Source organism: Pseudomonas fluorescens, assembly GCF_004683905.1.
Lineage (GTDB): Bacteria > Pseudomonadota > Gammaproteobacteria > Pseudomonadales > Pseudomonadaceae > Aquipseudomonas > Aquipseudomonas putida_A.
In genome coordinates this window covers 4,049,709-4,064,100 of the sequence record NZ_CP038438.1, presented here as the reverse complement: position 1 = coordinate 4,064,100, position 14,392 = coordinate 4,049,709, and the positions used below count along the sequence as shown (strand labels likewise).

The 14,392-nt window shown below is 59.8% G+C and carries 15 protein-coding genes; 8 read left to right on the top strand and 7 right to left on the bottom strand.

Annotation, left to right across the window (positions count from 1 at the left end; genetic code table 11):
- Nucleotides 1–7: 7 nt before the first annotated feature.
- Together E4T63_RS18670 and E4T63_RS18665 are read right to left on the bottom strand one after the other, a co-directional pair.
- A complete protein-coding gene (locus E4T63_RS18670) occupies nt 8–1,357 on the bottom strand; it encodes a heavy metal sensor histidine kinase (RefSeq protein WP_135296242.1) in 1,350 nt (449 codons plus the stop codon).
- A complete protein-coding gene (locus tag E4T63_RS18665; protein WP_135296241.1) occupies nt 1,357–2,037 on the bottom strand; it encodes a heavy metal response regulator transcription factor in 681 nt (226 codons plus the stop codon). Before E4T63_RS18665 ends, E4T63_RS18670 begins: the two co-directional genes overlap by 1 nt.
- Nucleotides 2,038–2,191: 154 nt before the next feature.
- Between E4T63_RS18665 and E4T63_RS18660 the strand changes: the two genes are divergently transcribed.
- Together E4T63_RS18660 and queF are read left to right on the top strand one after the other, a co-directional pair.
- Nucleotides 2,192–2,725 carry a copper-resistant cuproprotein CopI gene (locus E4T63_RS18660; RefSeq protein WP_095668725.1) on the top strand — a complete coding sequence of 178 codons (534 nt, stop codon included), beginning with the start codon at nt 2,192–2,194 and terminating at the stop codon, nt 2,723–2,725.
- Between the two features lie 61 nt (nt 2,726–2,786).
- A complete protein-coding gene (gene queF / locus E4T63_RS18655) occupies nt 2,787–3,617 on the top strand; it encodes an NADPH-dependent 7-cyano-7-deazaguanine reductase QueF (protein ID WP_135296240.1) in 831 nt (276 codons plus the stop codon).
- 179 nt (nt 3,618–3,796) lie between these two features.
- Here the strand turns inward: queF and E4T63_RS18650 are convergent, their stop codons facing one another.
- Together E4T63_RS18650 and E4T63_RS18645 are read right to left on the bottom strand one after the other, a co-directional pair.
- Complete coding sequence (locus tag E4T63_RS18650; RefSeq protein WP_135296239.1) at nt 3,797–4,060, bottom strand: DUF4404 family protein; 264 nt, start codon at nt 4,058–4,060, stop codon at nt 3,797–3,799.
- 109 nt (nt 4,061–4,169) lie between these two features.
- Nucleotides 4,170–4,790, bottom strand: coding sequence for an HAD family phosphatase (locus E4T63_RS18645; RefSeq protein ID WP_135296238.1), 621 nt, complete (start codon nt 4,788–4,790; stop codon nt 4,170–4,172).
- Between the two features lie 197 nt (nt 4,791–4,987).
- On the opposite strand from E4T63_RS18645, the gene E4T63_RS18640 reads away from it, so the two are divergent.
- On the top strand, nt 4,988–5,677 hold the full coding sequence (locus E4T63_RS18640) for an MlaA family lipoprotein (RefSeq protein ID WP_098964788.1): 690 nt from the start codon (nt 4,988–4,990) through the stop codon (nt 5,675–5,677).
- Nucleotides 5,678–5,729: 52 nt separating this feature from the next.
- On the opposite strand, the gene E4T63_RS18635 is transcribed toward E4T63_RS18640, so the two are convergent.
- Nucleotides 5,730–6,029, bottom strand: a complete 300-nt coding sequence (locus tag E4T63_RS18635) for a PilZ domain-containing protein (RefSeq protein ID WP_135296237.1) — start codon at nt 6,027–6,029, stop codon at nt 5,730–5,732.
- Nucleotides 6,030–6,303: 274 nt separating this feature from the next.
- On the opposite strand from E4T63_RS18635, the gene rssB reads away from it, so the two are divergent.
- Both rssB and rssC read left to right on the top strand, forming a co-directional pair.
- Complete coding sequence (gene rssB, locus E4T63_RS18630; protein WP_041074010.1) at nt 6,304–7,488, top strand: two-component system response regulator RssB; 1,185 nt, start codon at nt 6,304–6,306, stop codon at nt 7,486–7,488.
- Entirely contained in the window at nt 7,485–7,967 is a 483-nt protein-coding gene (gene rssC / locus E4T63_RS18625) for an anti-sigma factor antagonist RssC (protein ID WP_003226553.1), read from the top strand. Before rssB ends, rssC begins: the two co-directional genes overlap by 4 nt.
- Nucleotides 7,968–8,181: 214 nt before the next feature.
- Here rssC and tal read toward each other — a convergent pair whose 3' ends face one another.
- The gene (tal, locus tag E4T63_RS18620) at nt 8,182–9,108 is read right to left on the bottom strand and encodes a transaldolase (protein WP_027611470.1); all 927 of its coding nucleotides are present in this window, start codon (nt 9,106–9,108) and stop codon (nt 8,182–8,184) included.
- A 207-nt stretch (nt 9,109–9,315) separates the two neighbouring features.
- Nucleotides 9,316–10,266, bottom strand: coding sequence for a glycosyl hydrolase family 5 (locus tag E4T63_RS18615; protein ID WP_135296236.1), 951 nt, complete (start codon nt 10,264–10,266; stop codon nt 9,316–9,318).
- Nucleotides 10,267–10,557: 291 nt separating this feature from the next.
- Between E4T63_RS18615 and E4T63_RS18610 the strand changes: the two genes are divergently transcribed.
- Genes E4T63_RS18610 through E4T63_RS18600 form a run of 3 tightly spaced genes read left to right on the top strand, consistent with a single transcriptional unit; the run spans nt 10,558 to nt 14,387 of the window.
- Nucleotides 10,558–10,998 carry a low molecular weight protein-tyrosine-phosphatase gene (locus E4T63_RS18610; RefSeq protein WP_007968224.1) on the top strand — a complete coding sequence of 147 codons (441 nt, stop codon included), beginning with the start codon at nt 10,558–10,560 and terminating at the stop codon, nt 10,996–10,998.
- Between the two features lie 38 nt (nt 10,999–11,036).
- Nucleotides 11,037–13,265 carry a polysaccharide biosynthesis tyrosine autokinase gene (locus E4T63_RS18605; protein WP_135296235.1) on the top strand — a complete coding sequence of 743 codons (2,229 nt, stop codon included), beginning with the start codon at nt 11,037–11,039 and terminating at the stop codon, nt 13,263–13,265.
- A 39-nt stretch (nt 13,266–13,304) separates the two neighbouring features.
- On the top strand, nt 13,305–14,387 hold the full coding sequence (locus tag E4T63_RS18600; protein ID WP_027611474.1) for a glycosyltransferase: 1,083 nt from the start codon (nt 13,305–13,307) through the stop codon (nt 14,385–14,387).
- Nucleotides 14,388–14,392 lie beyond the last annotated feature (5 nt).

The window sequence follows — 14,392 nt, the reverse complement described above, 5'->3', positions numbered from 1 at the left end:
GCTGGCCTCAATTCCCCTTGGGCAACTCGATCACAAACCGCGTCCACCCCGCAGCCGATTCGCAATGAATCTGCCCACCATGCGCGCGGACGATCGATTGGGTAATCGCCAGCCCCAACCCCGCATGCTCACTGCTGCCTTCCTGCCGAGCCGGATCCGCCCGATAAAACCGGTCAAACAGCCGCGGCAACAATTCTGCTGAAATGCCCTCGCCACTGTTCTCCACCGACACCTGCACGGCATCCAGTTGATCGACAATGGACAGCCTCACGCTGCCCGCCGCCGGAGTGAAGCGCAGCGCGTTATCCAGCAGATTCGACAAGGCCCGGCGCAACATATTGCGATCACCTTCCATGCGCGCGTGACCTTCGCGGCTCAGCGTCACCCCGGCGTCCTCGGCCAGTGGCGCGAAAAACTCCAGCAACACATCGCTCTCATCCGCCAGCTCCAGTGCCTCACGCTTGGGCATCAGCAAACCGTGATCAGCCTTGGCCAGATAAAGCATGTCGTTGACCAGTTGCGCCATCCATTGCAGTTCTTCGAGATTGCTGTGCAGGGCTTCGCGGTAATCCTCGATCGGTCGCGGGCGGGTGAGGGTGACCTGGGTGTGGGTCAGCAGATTCGACAGCGGTGTGCGCAGTTCATGGGCGATGTCGGCAGAGAACGCCGACAACCGTTGAAACGAGTCGTCGAGGCGTCCGAGCATGGCGTTGAAGCTGTGGGCCATTTCCGCAAGTTCTGGCGGCATTTGCGCTTCCGGCAGTCGGGCGTTGAGCGAATGTGCGGAAATCCCACGCGCCACTGCACTCATGCGCCGCAGCGGACGCAAGCCGCTGCGTGCAGCCCAGGCGCCGAGCAGCGCAGTGGCCAGGGCCGACAAGCCGACGGTCAGCCAGATCAGATGCTGCATGCGTTGCAGGAAGTGCTGGTGATGGGTGATGTCCAGCAGCAGAGTGAGCTGTGGCGAGTCGGTTTTGTCAGGGTAGAGCGGGGCGTTGAGCACGCGGTAGTCGGCGCCGTCATGGCTGATGGTCGACAGGCCCGGCTGTTGCGGCAAGTCCTGCGGTAAATTGATCGAGCTGTCGTACCAGCGCTGGCCGTCACTGCCGGTAATACGCAGCGCCAGATCGGCCTGACGGCTCAGCTCATCCGCCAGCCGCGCCTCACGCTGAGCCGGTTGCACATCCTGCAAGGCACGGCGCAAACCGATCAGCTTGCCGTCGAGCAATTGCTGGTCGAGCTCAATGAAGTGCGCCTCGCTGGCGCGGCTGAACAGCACCCCGGCGAACAGCGAGACCACGGCGGTGCACGCGGCAAACAGCAGAGCCAGACGAGAACTCAGCGACAGGCGACGCATCAGGCCGAACGCTCTTCAAGCACGTAACCCATGCCGCGCACGGTGTGGATCAGTTTGTTGGGAAAGTCATCGTCGATCTTCAGGCGCAGGCGCCGGATCGCCACTTCGATCACGTTGGTGTCGCTGTCGAAGTTCATGTCCCAGACTTGCGAGGCAATCAGCGATTTCGGCAACACTTCACCCTGGCGGCGCAGGAGCATTTCCAGCAGGGCGAATTCCTTGGCGGTCAGGTCGATGCGCTGACCACTGCGTTCGACCCGACGGCGAATCAGGTCCAGACGCAGGTCGGCCAGTTGCAGACTGGTTTCCTGGGGCAGGGCGCTGCCCCGGCGCAGCAGGCTGCGCACCCGGGCCAGCAGTTCGGAGAAGGCGAAGGGTTTGACCAGATAATCGTCGGCGCCGAGTTCGAGGCCGTGCACCCGGTCTTCCACGGCGTCCTTGGCGGTGAGAAACAGTACCGGCGTGTCGAGGCCGGCGTTGCGCACCGCCTGCAGAATCTGCCAGCCACTGCGCCCGGGCAGCATCACGTCGAGAATCAACAGCGCATAATCCCCGTTCAACGCCAGTTGCTGACCGCTGACGCCGTCGGCCACCAGTTCTGTGTTGAAGCCGGCCTCGGTCAGGCCCTGGCGCAGGTAGTGGCCGGTTTTCGGTTGGTCTTCGACGATCAGCAGTTTCATGGGCGACTCGGGTTGTAGGAACAAAAGCGTTATACCGTGGGAGCAGGCGACACGCGCCAACCTGACAAAGTTGTAATCTGCCTGTCAGGTAGCTGCCAGCGCAGGCGGGCTAGAGTTTCCCACAGGCTGAACCTTATCTTGTTGGAGTATGACTATGTTTTTGCGCAACCCTCTGGCCGTCGCCGCCTGCTTGCTAGCGCTGAGTTCACCTGTCTGGGCCGCTCCCGCGCACACTTATGATTTTGGCCAACCGGCACCAGCAGCCAAGGCTACTCGCAGCATTGAAGTTGTACTGAACGACATGTCGTTCGATCCCAAGGCGATTCAGGTCAAGGCCGGTGAGACGGTTCGCTTTGTGCTGGTGAATAAAGGCCAGTTGCTGCACGAATTCAACCTCGGTGACGCCGCGATGCATGCCCAACACCAGCAGGAAATGTTGCAGATGCAGCAAAGCGGCATGCTCACGCCTACCGGCATGAAAGAAATGTCCCACGACATGGCGGGTATGGATCACGGCAGCATGGGCCACGGCATGAAGCACGACGACCCCAATAGCGTGCTGGTCGAGCCGGGCAAGACCGCCGAGCTGACCTGGACCTTCAGCAAGGCCACCAGCCTGGAGTTCGCCTGCAATATTCCCGGTCACTACCAGGCGGGCATGGTCGGCAAACTGACTGTCAGTCAGTAAGCACTCAAAGGCGGGCGCAAAGGCTGATAGAATCCGCTGATTCTTCAGTCAGGTTTCCGCCATGCATCCCGCAGCCGAACATTCGCCGCTGGGCAAATCCAGCGAATACATCGCCACGTACACGCCGTCCCTGCTGTTCCCGATTCCGCGCACCGCGAAATGGGCCGAGCTGGGCCTGACCGCCGAAACCCTGCCGTATAAAGGCGTGGATTTCTGGAATTGCTTCGAACTGTCGTGGTTGTTGCCATCGGGCAAGCCGGTGGTGGCAATCGGTGAATTCAGCATTCCGGCGGATTCGCCGAACATCATCGAATCGAAGTCGTTCAAGCTGTACCTGAACTCGCTGAATCAGACGCCGTTTACCGACATCGCCAGCCTGGAAGCGACGCTGGTCAAGGACCTGTCGGCCGCTGCCGGCAAACCGGTCGGCGTACGGGTACGCAGCCTGAAGGACGTCGAGGCCGAAGGCGTCGTGGCGTTGCCGGGCGTGTGCATCGACGATCTGGACATCAGCGTCAGCAACTATGAGCATCCGCGTCCGGAACTGCTGCGTTGCGATGATTCGAAGATTGTCGAAGAGAGCGTGCATAGCCATCTGCTCAAATCGAACTGCCCGGTGACCAGTCAGCCGGACTGGGGCAGCGTGGTGGTGGAATATCGTGGCGCGGCGCTGGATCACGCGAGTCTGCTGGAATACATCGTCAGTTTCCGCCAGCACTCGGACTTCCACGAGCAGTGTGTGGAGCGGATTTTCCTCGACCTGCAGCGTTTGCTGAAGCCGGAGAAGCTCACGGTGTTTGCGCGCTATGTGCGTCGCGGCGGGCTGGATATCAACCCGTATCGCAGCACCGAAGCGGTACAACTGCCGAATCACCGCCTGGTCCGTCAATAAACATCTGAATTGTGGGAGCGGGCTTGCTCGCGAAAGCGGTCTGTCAGCCAATGCATCATCAACTGACAGACCGCTTTCGCGAGCAAGCCCGCTCCCACATTGGAATGTGTTTCAAATTGTGGAAATGAAAAAGCCCTGCCAGCGCTGGCAGGGCTTTTTGCATTTCAGGGGGAGGGAAATCAGATCCCCATGCTACCCAACGCATTGACGATATTGCGCAGGGTGCCGGCAATGGCTGGGTGTTCGAGTTCAAAGCGGTCCACCGCCAGGTTCACGCCATCGGCGATGCTGGCATCCTGAGTGGCGTTCTCCAGTTTGATTTCCGATTCGATCTGCGCCATCAGCGCATGCAGATCTTCACGTTCGGCTTCGGACAGCGGAGGATTCTGCTCCAGTTGCTCGCGCAGGGTGTCGAGTTGTTTTTGCAGTTCTTGGGCGGGCATGGTGGGGTTCCTTTTATCAAGAGGCACTGGCATTGACCGCAGCCGCGCGCCAAAGGTCTATGGCTGACCTTTAGATTAATCCACTCTGCTGCAACCTGCATGATCCCGGTCAGGGCTTTTCGCCCTTGAGGCGGCGCAGGTTGATGTCGGCCAGGCAGGTGCCGAGCTCGCCCAGATGATCGATCACCGAATGCACGCCCAGCCCGAACAACTGCAGGGTTGCCTTACCGCGTCGTTGGTCGCGTTCGTTCTGGCTCAGCGCTTGCCACTCGCTCGGCGACAGGCCGCACAGTGAGCCGCAGGACGCCAGGCCAATGGTCCACAGCCCGGCGTTGAGGCCCGCTTGCAGCAACCGGGGCTCGCCGCTCACCAGCACGCAGCCATCCAGGCAGCTGACGTTCAAAACCATCAGCGCTTGCCAGCAGGCGTTCGGTGCGGGCCATGGATTGATTGTTGCTGAATATTGCGTCGGTTTGATCCACGCCGGCAGAGAGGCCGCCAGGGGTTGCGCGAGGGCAGGGGGCAGCTCGTCGATCCACGCACAGGGAATCTGCTGGCGCTGCAGGCTGAGCAGGCTGTCGAGAGCGCCGGGTGTGGCGTGGGCGTGCTCGGGCAGTACGCTGGCGTGTTGATGGGCACGGGCGCCGAAATCCACCAGACAGCCACTGAGTCCGAACAGCACGGCGGTCAGGCCGGGCGCGGCGACAGGCAAGACTTCAGCATGGGTCATGGCAACGTCCCTGAAATAGGCATGAGGCTAGGCGACGCCGGTGACAGTTGGATGACAGGTGTGTGAAGGCGCTCCCTGGAAACGTCCTGCATTACTCTTCACGGGTGGACTGCCCAAAACGGCTTTTGCGCTTATACTAGCGCTCTTAACGCCTGGGCCCGGGTGCCCGCGCCAGTAAAAATCCAAGGAGTTTTTCTATGCGCTGGAGCAATCCTCTCGCTCAGCTATGTGTATGTGCCAGCGTCCTGCTGGTTCCGTTCGCCGCCAACGCTGCAACGGAAGAAGACCCTTGGGAAAGCGTCAACCGCCCGATCTTCCAGTTCAACGACTTCGTTGACACCTACGCGCTCAAGCCGCTGGCGCAGGGTTATGAGTTCGTGACGCCGCAGTTCCTCGAAGACGGCATCCACAACATGTTCCGCAACGTCGGTGACGTCACCAACCTGGCGAACAACATTCTGCAGGCCAAACCGGCAGCAGCCGGTGTCGATACCGCGCGTATCATCTTCAACACCACCTTCGGCCTGCTGGGCTTCTTCGATGTCGGCACCAAAATGGGCCTGAATCGCAGTGACGAAGACTTCGGTCAGACCCTCGGTTACTGGGGCGTCAGCAGCGGCCCTTACGTGATGCTGCCGTTGCTCGGCCCGAGCACCCTGCGTGATGCACCGTCCAAGTACGTCGACAGCTACACCGGTCCGTACCGCTACATCAACGACGTGCCTGTCCGTAACTCGGTGTTCGGCCTGAACATCGTCGACACCCGCGCCAGCCTGCTGTCGAGCGAGAAGCTGATCAGCGGCGACAAATACACCTTCATCCGCAACGCCTACCTGCAGAACCGCGAGTTCAAGGTCAAGGATGGTCACGTCGAAGACGATTTTTAATCTCGACCGATGACAGGAAGGCGGCCCGCGAGGCCGCCTTTTTTGTGTGCGCTTATTTCATCTTCAGAATGCTCAGGCCGAGCTTCTGGCCATCGCCGTCCTGAGCCTTGACCCAGACCACTTCGGTCTCCGCTTCCAGCCCGCTCAGCGCCGCATGCTCGGAATCGATGCGCACGCTCAAACGGTCACCAACCGCGAACTGGCGCGGCGCTTCGACCTGCATGCCACTGCTCGAGAGGTCGATGCACACGCCCGACACCTGATCCCCTTCATGAATCAACACCACATCGGCATCGACCCGCATGCGGATGAAATCGCGCTTTTCGCTGTAGTCCCGACCGGTTTGACTCATGGCTTCGACCTTCCATTGGGTTACGGTTTGAGCTGTTCTTATAACTCTCGGTGATTTGACAAGTAAAGTCGTCAAGCGACCATCGGCGCATGCTTGAAACGCCCCGCGGATGGGAGTACCGTCTGCGCCTTAGAAGGGCACCTCTGGTGCAATCGCGTTCCGGCTCAGTGCTCGAAAGCGGTGCAGCAGAGAGGCTAGAAAGCGAATCCAGTAGTCTGAGCCGGGCCGATGCCCCGCCTGCTACGCCAACCTAATTCTGGCGCCGTTTGCCCACATGCCAAAAACCAGTGCCACGCTGCTGATAATCGATGATGACGAAGTAGTGCGCGCGAGCCTCGCGGCCTATTTGGAAGACAGTGGTTTCAGCGTCCTGCAGGCCAGCAACGGCCAACAGGGTCTTCAGGTATTCGAGCAAGACAAGCCCGACTTGGTCATCTGCGATCTGCGCATGCCGCAGATGGGTGGTCTCGAACTTATCCGTCAGGTCACCGAGCGCTCACCGCAAACGCCGATGATCGTCGTTTCGGGTGCCGGCGTGATGAACGACGCGGTCGAGGCGCTGCGCCTGGGTGCGGCGGACTACCTGATCAAGCCTCTCGAAGACCTGGCCGTGCTCGAGCATTCGGTGCGCCGCGCGCTGGATCGTGCGCGCCTGCTGCTGGAGAACCAGCGCTACCGCGAGAAGCTGGAGAAGGCCAACCGCGAGCTCGAAGCCAGCCTGAACCTGCTCCAGGAAGACCAGAACGCCGGTCGTCAGGTGCAGATGAACATGCTGCCGGAAAGCCCGTGGCGCATCGACGAGTTCCAGTTTGCCCACCAGATCATCCCGTCGCTGTACCTGTCGGGTGATTTTGTCGACTACTTCCGTGTCGACGAGCGTCGGGTGGCGTTCTACCTGGCCGACGTATCGGGCCATGGCGCCTCGTCAGCGTTCGTCACGGTGCTGCTGAAGTTCATGACCACGCGCCTGCTGTTCGAGTCCAAGCGCAACGGCACGTTGCCGGAATTCAAGCCTTCGGAAGTCCTTGGTCATATCAACCGGGGGCTGATCAGTTGTAAGCTGGGCAAACACGTCACAATGGTCGGTGGAGTCATCGACGAGGAGACCGGTTTGTTGACCTATAGCATCGGCGGCCATCTGCCGTTGCCTGTGTTGTACACGCCTGACAGTGTTCGTTACCTCGAAGGCCGCGGTTTGCCGGTGGGCCTGTTCAATGAGGCCACCTACGAAGATCACGTGCTTGAGCTGCCTCCGACGTTCAGCCTGACGCTGATGTCCGACGGCATTCTGGATCTGTTGCCAGAACCGACGCTCAAGGAAAAAGAAGCCGCTTTGCCCCAACGGGTGAAGTCGGCGGGCGGCAGCCTGGATGGTCTGCGGCAAGTGTTTGGATTGGCCACGCTAGGGGAGATGCCGGATGATATCGCCCTGTTGGTGTTGAGCAGGAACCTTCAATGAGTACCGGTAGAATCCAGTTCGCCGAGCAGGACGGCACCTTCGTCCTGAAGTTCGTCGGTGAAGTTCGCCTGACCCTGTGTTCGGCGTTGGATGCGACTATTGAGAAAATCTTCACCGCGTTGAATTTCAACGCGATCGTGATCGATTTGACCGAAACCCGCAGCATCGACAGCACCACCCTCGGCCTGCTGGCCAAACTGTCGATCCTGTCGCGGCAAAAGGTCGGCCTGCTGCCGACCGTCGTCACCACCCACGAAGACATCACCCGTCTGCTGCAGTCGATGGGCTTCGAGCAGGTGTTCAACATCGTCAACCACCCGGTGCCGTGCCCCGAGTGCCTGGATGACCTGCCGGATCAGGACCAGTCCGAAGAAGTGGTGCGGATCAAGGTGCTCGAAGCGCACAAGATCCTCATGGGCCTGAACGACTCCAATCGTGAAGCCTTCCATGATCTGGTGAATGCCCTCGAACGGCATTGATGGCCTGAAATGTGGGTAGGGCCTGCTGGCCCTATCGCGAGCAGGCTCACTCCTACAGGGTTTCTCATTCGACGCATAATCTTGAGTAATCCACAGATCCACTGTAGGAGTGAGCCTGCTCGCGATAGCTCTCGCCAAAACACTAATAATCCAGCAGGCACAAAAAAGGGCGAACCCAACCGGGTTCGCCCTTTTTGCATTTCAACCGCTCAGATCACAGCTTGGCCTGCAGCAGCGCCTCGAGCTTCTCCTGGTCACGGGCAAACTGACGGATGCCCTCAGCCAGTTTCTCGGTAGCCATCGCGTCTTCGTTGGACAGCCAGCGGAATTGTGCTTCGTTGAGGCTCAGGCGCGCTTCGCCGGCGTGGCCCGGGGCGAGTTTGCGCTCCAGTTTGCCAGTGTCTGCCGCGAGCTTGTCGATCAGGTCCGGGCTGATGGTCAGGCGATCGCAGCCGGCCAGTTGCTCGATCTGGCTCAGGTTGCGGAAGCTGGCACCCATGACCACGGTCTTGTAGTCATTGGCCTTGTAGTAGTTGTAGATGCGGGTGACCGACTGCACGCCCGGATCATCGGCGCCGGTGTAGTCGTTGCCGTTAGCCTTCTTGTACCAGTCGTAGATGCGGCCCACGAACGGCGAGATCAGGAACACCCCGGCGTCAGCGCAAGCGGCAGCCTGAGCGAAGGAGAACAGCAGGGTCAGGTTGGTCTGGATGCCTTCCTTCTCGAGGATCTCGGCAGCGCGGATGCCTTCCCAGGTCGAAGCGATCTTGATCAGCACGCGGTCGCGGCCGATGCCGGCCTTGTCGTACAGCTCGATCAGGCGATGCGCACGCTTGAGCACGGCGTCCTGGTCGAACGACAGGCGCGCATCCACTTCGGTAGAAATGCGGCCCGGAATCACTTTGAGGATTTCCTGGCCCACGGCGACGCCGAAACGGTCGCTGGCCAGACCCACGTCGCCCTTGCAGTCGCTGACGCAGGCGTTCAGCAGCTCGGCGTAGGCGGGGATGGCGGCTGCCTTGAGCAGCAGGGAAGGGTTGGTGGTGGCGTCGACCGGCTTGACCCGGGCGATCGCTTCGAAGTCGCCGGTGTCGGCAACTACGGTGGTCATCTGTTTGAGTTGTTCCAGCTTGGAAGTCATGGGTGTGCTCTGTCCTGTGGGTTTGACGACATTACCCGAGCGTTGACAGCCACTCAAGGGCATCAAGGCGCAACGGGTTCCCCGGGGGCAACAACCTGAGAACGGCTGTTTGAACGGTGGGGCGCGGTATCGATGAATACGATGCCAAAATCGGCCGCAGGTTCAAAGCAACTGACGGCCAGCGCCCCTTGAGCACATTGATGGAGGTTATTGCTGGCTCAGCTGGGTTTTGACCGCAGTTTCGGCCGGTTTCGGCTGGCCATCGGACGTCAACAGACCGAAATTCTTCTCGCGGTCATTGCTGCCGGTGTCGCTGTTTTTCCACTCGTAAATCGAGGTCAGGGCAATGTTGCGGGTTTTGATATCGGCCACGAATGCACTGATTTTACTGGCTTGGCCTTCAGTTCCGCCGTTGGAGGGAAGCGCCGAGATGCCCCATTCGCTGATCACCCCCGGCAGATGGAAGTTCTGCTGGATAAACGCCTGGGCGTTGCTGATCTGCGTGCCGCTCATGCCGTAGGGATGGTAGGAGACCGCGTTGAGGCATTTGGGGTATTCGCTGACGATTCGGTTGAGTGCCACGGTGGACGCCGAGCCGGCAGTCGGCGGCCGGGCGAAGCCAAAACCGATCACCGGGACAGTCTGGGGTTTGTCTTGCAGGGTCTTGCACGCTGCGCTCATGAACGGCACGAACGTCGTGTCGAAATTGCCGGTCGGCCAGTAAGTGCCGAGGTCCGGCTCATTCCATAGCTCGATCGCCACCAGTTGTGAGCCATAGGTCGCTGCCAGGCTGGTCAGCGCGTTGGCATACGCGACCCCCGCGTTCGCCAGATCATTGGCCGGTAACGGCTTGGTCGCGCGCAGGGTCATCAGCACCGGCAGTCCGGCTGCGCGGGCCACGGCGAAGGCATCGCTGATCTGCTTCTGGTAGGCCGCGCTGGGCAGGCTGTCAGTCCATACGCCAAAACGCACGAAACTGAAGCCGGTGGCTTTGACGCGCTCGGCGTCGGCAGCGGAAAAGGTCTGGACTTTGACCTGAACCCCGATGGTTTTATTGGCGGGCAATGCCGGGAACAGTTCATTGGCCTGGCTCTGGCCGGTTGCCGCCAGCAGTAACAGGGTCAGGGCGCTCAGGGGGTTGAGATGGGCTGATTTCATGTCGGTTCTCCGGGTGAGAAGTGACAACGGCGAAAAGATATCTCGAGATAACTGTTTCGAAACTAACAATGGCACTAAGTGCGCCAATGTTATTTTTTGTCAGGAAAACCAGACCTGAAAATCACAGTTATTTTTAGTCCGTTAATTGTGTTTTGGCGGCTTTTGACCCTGTGGTACTTAATACGCTGGTACTAACAGGGCGAATCTATTTCTGAGTGCAGAATGATCTAGTGGGTTCATTAAGATCCGCTCTAGATGTTGGCAGAATGATATTACACAGGAATGTAAACCTTGTTCAAAAAGATCCTCGTCGTGTGCGTTGGCAATATTTGCCGAAGTCCGACAGCAGAACTTCTGCTGCGTAACGCGCTGACCCCCTCAACCATTTCGGTGACGTCCGCAGGTCTCTCTGCGCGGGTCGGCGAAGGCATGGAAGCCTCGGCGCGCCAGGTGCTGGAAGACCACGGGCACAGCGCCGAGGGTTTCCGGGCCCGGCAATTGACCGCCGATATCGTCAATGAATCAGACCTGATTCTGGTCATGGAAAAACAACATGTGAATCAGGTGCTGAAGATTGCCTCGCACGCCCGAGGCAAAGTATTTCTTCTCGGCAAGTGGCAGAGCGAACGAGAAATACAGGATCCGTATCGTCAAGGTAAGGCCGCTTTTATTCATGCCCATGCATTGATTGAAGATGCTGTTAGCTCGTGGGCGCAGCGCCTCGGACATTGATGAATATTCTTCAGATCAGTGAATGGTAAGAAAGACTTATGCAGTTACCGTCAGTAATCGCCAACCGTGATAACGATCAAGACAGTATTGATCTTCTCGGCATATTCGGCAGTTTGATCGACCAGAAATGGTTGATCGGTGCATTCACCGGTGCATTCATGGCCGCTGGCGTTGCCTACGCGGTATTGGCGACGCCGGTGTACCTGGCGAACGCACTGGTTCAGGTCGAACCGAAAAAGAACGACATGCTCGGTTTTTCCGACCTCAGCAGCATGCTCGGCGGGCAATCGCCGTCGGTGACCGAAATCGGCATCATCAAGTCCCGCGCGGTGATCGGCAAAACTGTCGACGACCTGCGCCTGGACATCGACGTCACCCCCAACACCTTCCCGGTGGTCGGCGGTTTTCTCGCCCGGCGTTATCGCGGCGAAACCGAGTTCAGCGTGGCGCCGCCGCGTTTTGGCTTCAACAGCTACGCCTGGGGCGGCGAGCGTCTGGAGTTTACCCGGCTCAATCTGCCCAAAGAGTTGTTGGGCAAGAAGCTCACCCTGGTGGCTGGCGAACAACAGCACTTTCAGTTGCTCGATGACAACGACAACCTGTTGGTCGAGGGCGTCGCCGGCGAAGCCTTCGCCCAGGACGGCGTCGAGGGTTTGATCGAGCGCCTGCAAGCCAACCCGGGTACTCGCTTTGAAGTGGTGCGCAATCCACGGATCGTGACCATTCAGGGTTACCAGGATGCGCTGGATATCTCCGAGCAAGGTAAAGAGTCGGGGATTATCCGTCTGGCGCTGGCCAGCGCCGATGCGGCCGAGGCGGTGAAGATCCTCAACAAGATCGCCGCGCTCTACGTGGACCAGAACGTGCGCCGCACCTCGGCGGAAGCGGCGCAGAGCCTGGCGTTCCTGCAAAGCCAGTTGCCGCAGGTCAAGCGTGATCTGGCCAAGGCCAGCGATGCGCTCAACGCGTATCAGACCCACGGCAAGACCGTGAATATTTCCCTGGAAACGCAATCGGTGCTTGGTCAGTCCGTGGCGCTGGAAACGCGGATTTCCGAGCTGAAAATGCAGCAGGCGGAAATGGATCGCAAGTTCACCAAGCAGCATCCGGCGTATCGCGCGCTGATGTCGCAGATCGGCGAATTGACCCAGCAGCAGAAATCGCTGGAAGGCAAGGTCGGTGATCTGCCGGCCACGCAGCAGGAGCTGCTCAACCTGACCCGCGATGTGGAAGTGGCTTCGCAGATCTACACGCAGTTGCTGAACAAATCCCAGGAATTGGACATCGTCCGCGCCGGGGCGGTGGGCAATGTGCGCCTGATCGATCCGGCGGATGTTGACCTGAGCAGCCCGGTCAAACCGAAAAAAGCCCTGATCGTGCTGATCGCAACGTTCCTCGGCGCCTTTCTCGGCGTAGCCCTGGTGCTGTTGCGCAAATCGTTGAGCAAGGGTCTGGAAGGGCCGGAAGCCATCGAACAGCTCGGGCTGCCGGTGTACGCGTCGATTCCCTACAGCGCCTTGCAGCGTGACGAGGACACGAAAAAAGGCCGAGCCAAAATCACCGCCGAGACGCCGGCCTATCTGCTGGCCCTGCGCAACCCGACCGACCTGTCCATCGAGTCGATCCGCAGCCTGCGCACCTGCCTGCATTTCGCCGCGCTGGATTCGACCAACAACCGCATCATGATCTCCGGCCCCAGCCCGCAGGTCGGCAAGACCTTCGTCTCCTCCAACCTCGCCGCGGTCATGGCGCAGAGCGGTCAGCGCGTGCTGCTGATCGACGCTGATATGCGCAAGGGCCACCTGCACAAGACGCTGAATGTGCCGATCGCTAATGGCCTGTCGGATCTGCTGGTCAAGCGCTGCAGCATCGAGCAGGCGATCAACACGGTGGAAATCGACAACCTGCACTTCATCAGCCGTGGTCAGGTTCCACCGAATCCTTCCGAGTTGTTGATGCACGCCAACTTCCGCGATTTGCTCGCCGAGCTGAGTCAGCGCTACGACGTGGTGATCATCGATACGCCGCCACTGCTCGCGGTTACCGACGCGGCGATTGTCGGGCGTGAAGCCGGGATCAGCCTGATCGTCACGCGGTTTGCGGTAAACCCGGCCAAGGAAATTGAAGCGACCATTCGCCGCTTCGCGCAGAACGGCATCGAGCTCAAGGGCGCGGTGTTCAACGGCGTCGAGAAGCGCGCTGCCAGCTACTACGGCAATGGCAGCTATGGCTATTACAACTACGAATACGCGTCGGACAAATCCTGAAATCAGGGGCGTTCCAACAGGCATGAAAGTGGGTGGGTTGTGAAGAAAATACTGCACGTGGCTGAAACGATAAAAGGTGGGGTCGCCACCGTTATCCGCACCATCTCGGCGTCGCCCGAAGGCCAGGATTCGAATTACGAGCTGGTCTATCTGGTGCCGCTCGACCAGAAACAAGAGCTGCACGGCATTGATGCACAGCAGATTCGCACGTTCGAACGCAGCGGGCGTGATGTGCGTTCGCTGCTGCGTTTTGCCTGGCAACTGACCCGGGTGATGCTCAAGGAAAAACCCGATGTGGTGCATTTGCACAGCACCTTTTCCGGGGTGATCGGCCGCGTGGTCTGTGTGCTTCTGCGACCGTGGCGCAAGCCGAAAATCGTCTACTGCCCGCACGCCTTTTCGTTCCTGATGGAAAGCTCGCCGACCAAGCAGAAGATCTACGCATGGATCGAGCGGGTCCTGCAGAGAGTCACCGACGTGATTATCTGCGTCAGCCGCTACGAGATGGACAAGGCTGCGCGGTTCGGCATTCAGCGCTCGCGCATGAAGCTGATCTACAACGGCATCCACCAGCGCGACGAGGCGCCGAAGGCCGAGAGCCCCGCGCCGATTCATCTGCTGTTCGTCGGTCGTCTCGATTACCAGAAAGGTTTCGACGTGCTGCTCAAGGCCTTCGCCAAGGTGCAGCGAAGTGATCTGAAACTGACGGTGGTCGGCAGTGCGGTCAACGAGGACACGGTCGAGTGCCCCGAGATGGACGCGGTCGAGTACCTGCCGTGGGTCACGCCGGCCGAAGTGCAGGCGCTGTATCAACAGGCCGACGCGCTGATCGTTCCGAGCCGCTGGGAAGGTTTTGCCATGGTGCCGCTGGAAGGCATGGCCATGGGCTTGCCGGTGATCGCCAGCAACTGCACGTCACTGCCCGAACTGGTCACCCATGAAGTGTCCGGCTACGTCTTTCCCACCGGTGATCATCAGGCGCTGGCCGACGTGCTGGCGCGAATCCAGAAGCCGCGGTTGCTCGACCTCGGCAGCGAAGGCCGGAACATCGTGCGCGAGCGCTTCAGTGCCGCGCTGATGATCCGCCAGACCTACGACGTGTATTGCGCTCCCACTTATTAAGTAGA

Excerpts from the sequence above, each read along its gene's own strand:
- rssB (WP_041074010.1), top strand. The coding sequence starts at position 6,304 with ATGCCAAAAACCAGTGCCACGCTGCTGATAATCGATGATGACGAAGTA.
- E4T63_RS18665 (WP_135296241.1), bottom strand. The coding sequence starts at position 2,037 with ATGAAACTGCTGATCGTCGAAGACCAACCGAAAACCGGCCACTACCTG.
- queF (WP_135296240.1), top strand. The coding sequence starts at position 2,787 with ATGCATCCCGCAGCCGAACATTCGCCGCTGGGCAAATCCAGCGAATAC.
- E4T63_RS18605 (WP_135296235.1), top strand. The coding sequence starts at position 11,037 with ATGCAGTTACCGTCAGTAATCGCCAACCGTGATAACGATCAAGACAGT.
- E4T63_RS18640 (WP_098964788.1), top strand. The coding sequence starts at position 4,988 with ATGCGCTGGAGCAATCCTCTCGCTCAGCTATGTGTATGTGCCAGCGTC.
- E4T63_RS18670 (WP_135296242.1), bottom strand. The coding sequence starts at position 1,357 with ATGCGTCGCCTGTCGCTGAGTTCTCGTCTGGCTCTGCTGTTTGCCGCG.
- E4T63_RS18650 (WP_135296239.1), bottom strand. The coding sequence starts at position 4,060 with ATGCCCGCCCAAGAACTGCAAAAACAACTCGACACCCTGCGCGAGCAA.
- rssC (WP_003226553.1), top strand. The coding sequence starts at position 7,485 with ATGAGTACCGGTAGAATCCAGTTCGCCGAGCAGGACGGCACCTTCGTC.
- E4T63_RS18635 (WP_135296237.1), bottom strand. The coding sequence starts at position 6,029 with ATGAGTCAAACCGGTCGGGACTACAGCGAAAAGCGCGATTTCATCCGC.
- E4T63_RS18645 (WP_135296238.1), bottom strand. The coding sequence starts at position 4,790 with ATGACCCATGCTGAAGTCTTGCCTGTCGCCGCGCCCGGCCTGACCGCC.
- E4T63_RS18660 (WP_095668725.1), top strand. The coding sequence starts at position 2,192 with ATGTTTTTGCGCAACCCTCTGGCCGTCGCCGCCTGCTTGCTAGCGCTG.
- E4T63_RS18615 (WP_135296236.1), bottom strand. The coding sequence starts at position 10,266 with ATGAAATCAGCCCATCTCAACCCCCTGAGCGCCCTGACCCTGTTACTG.
- tal (WP_027611470.1), bottom strand. The coding sequence starts at position 9,108 with ATGACTTCCAAGCTGGAACAACTCAAACAGATGACCACCGTAGTTGCC.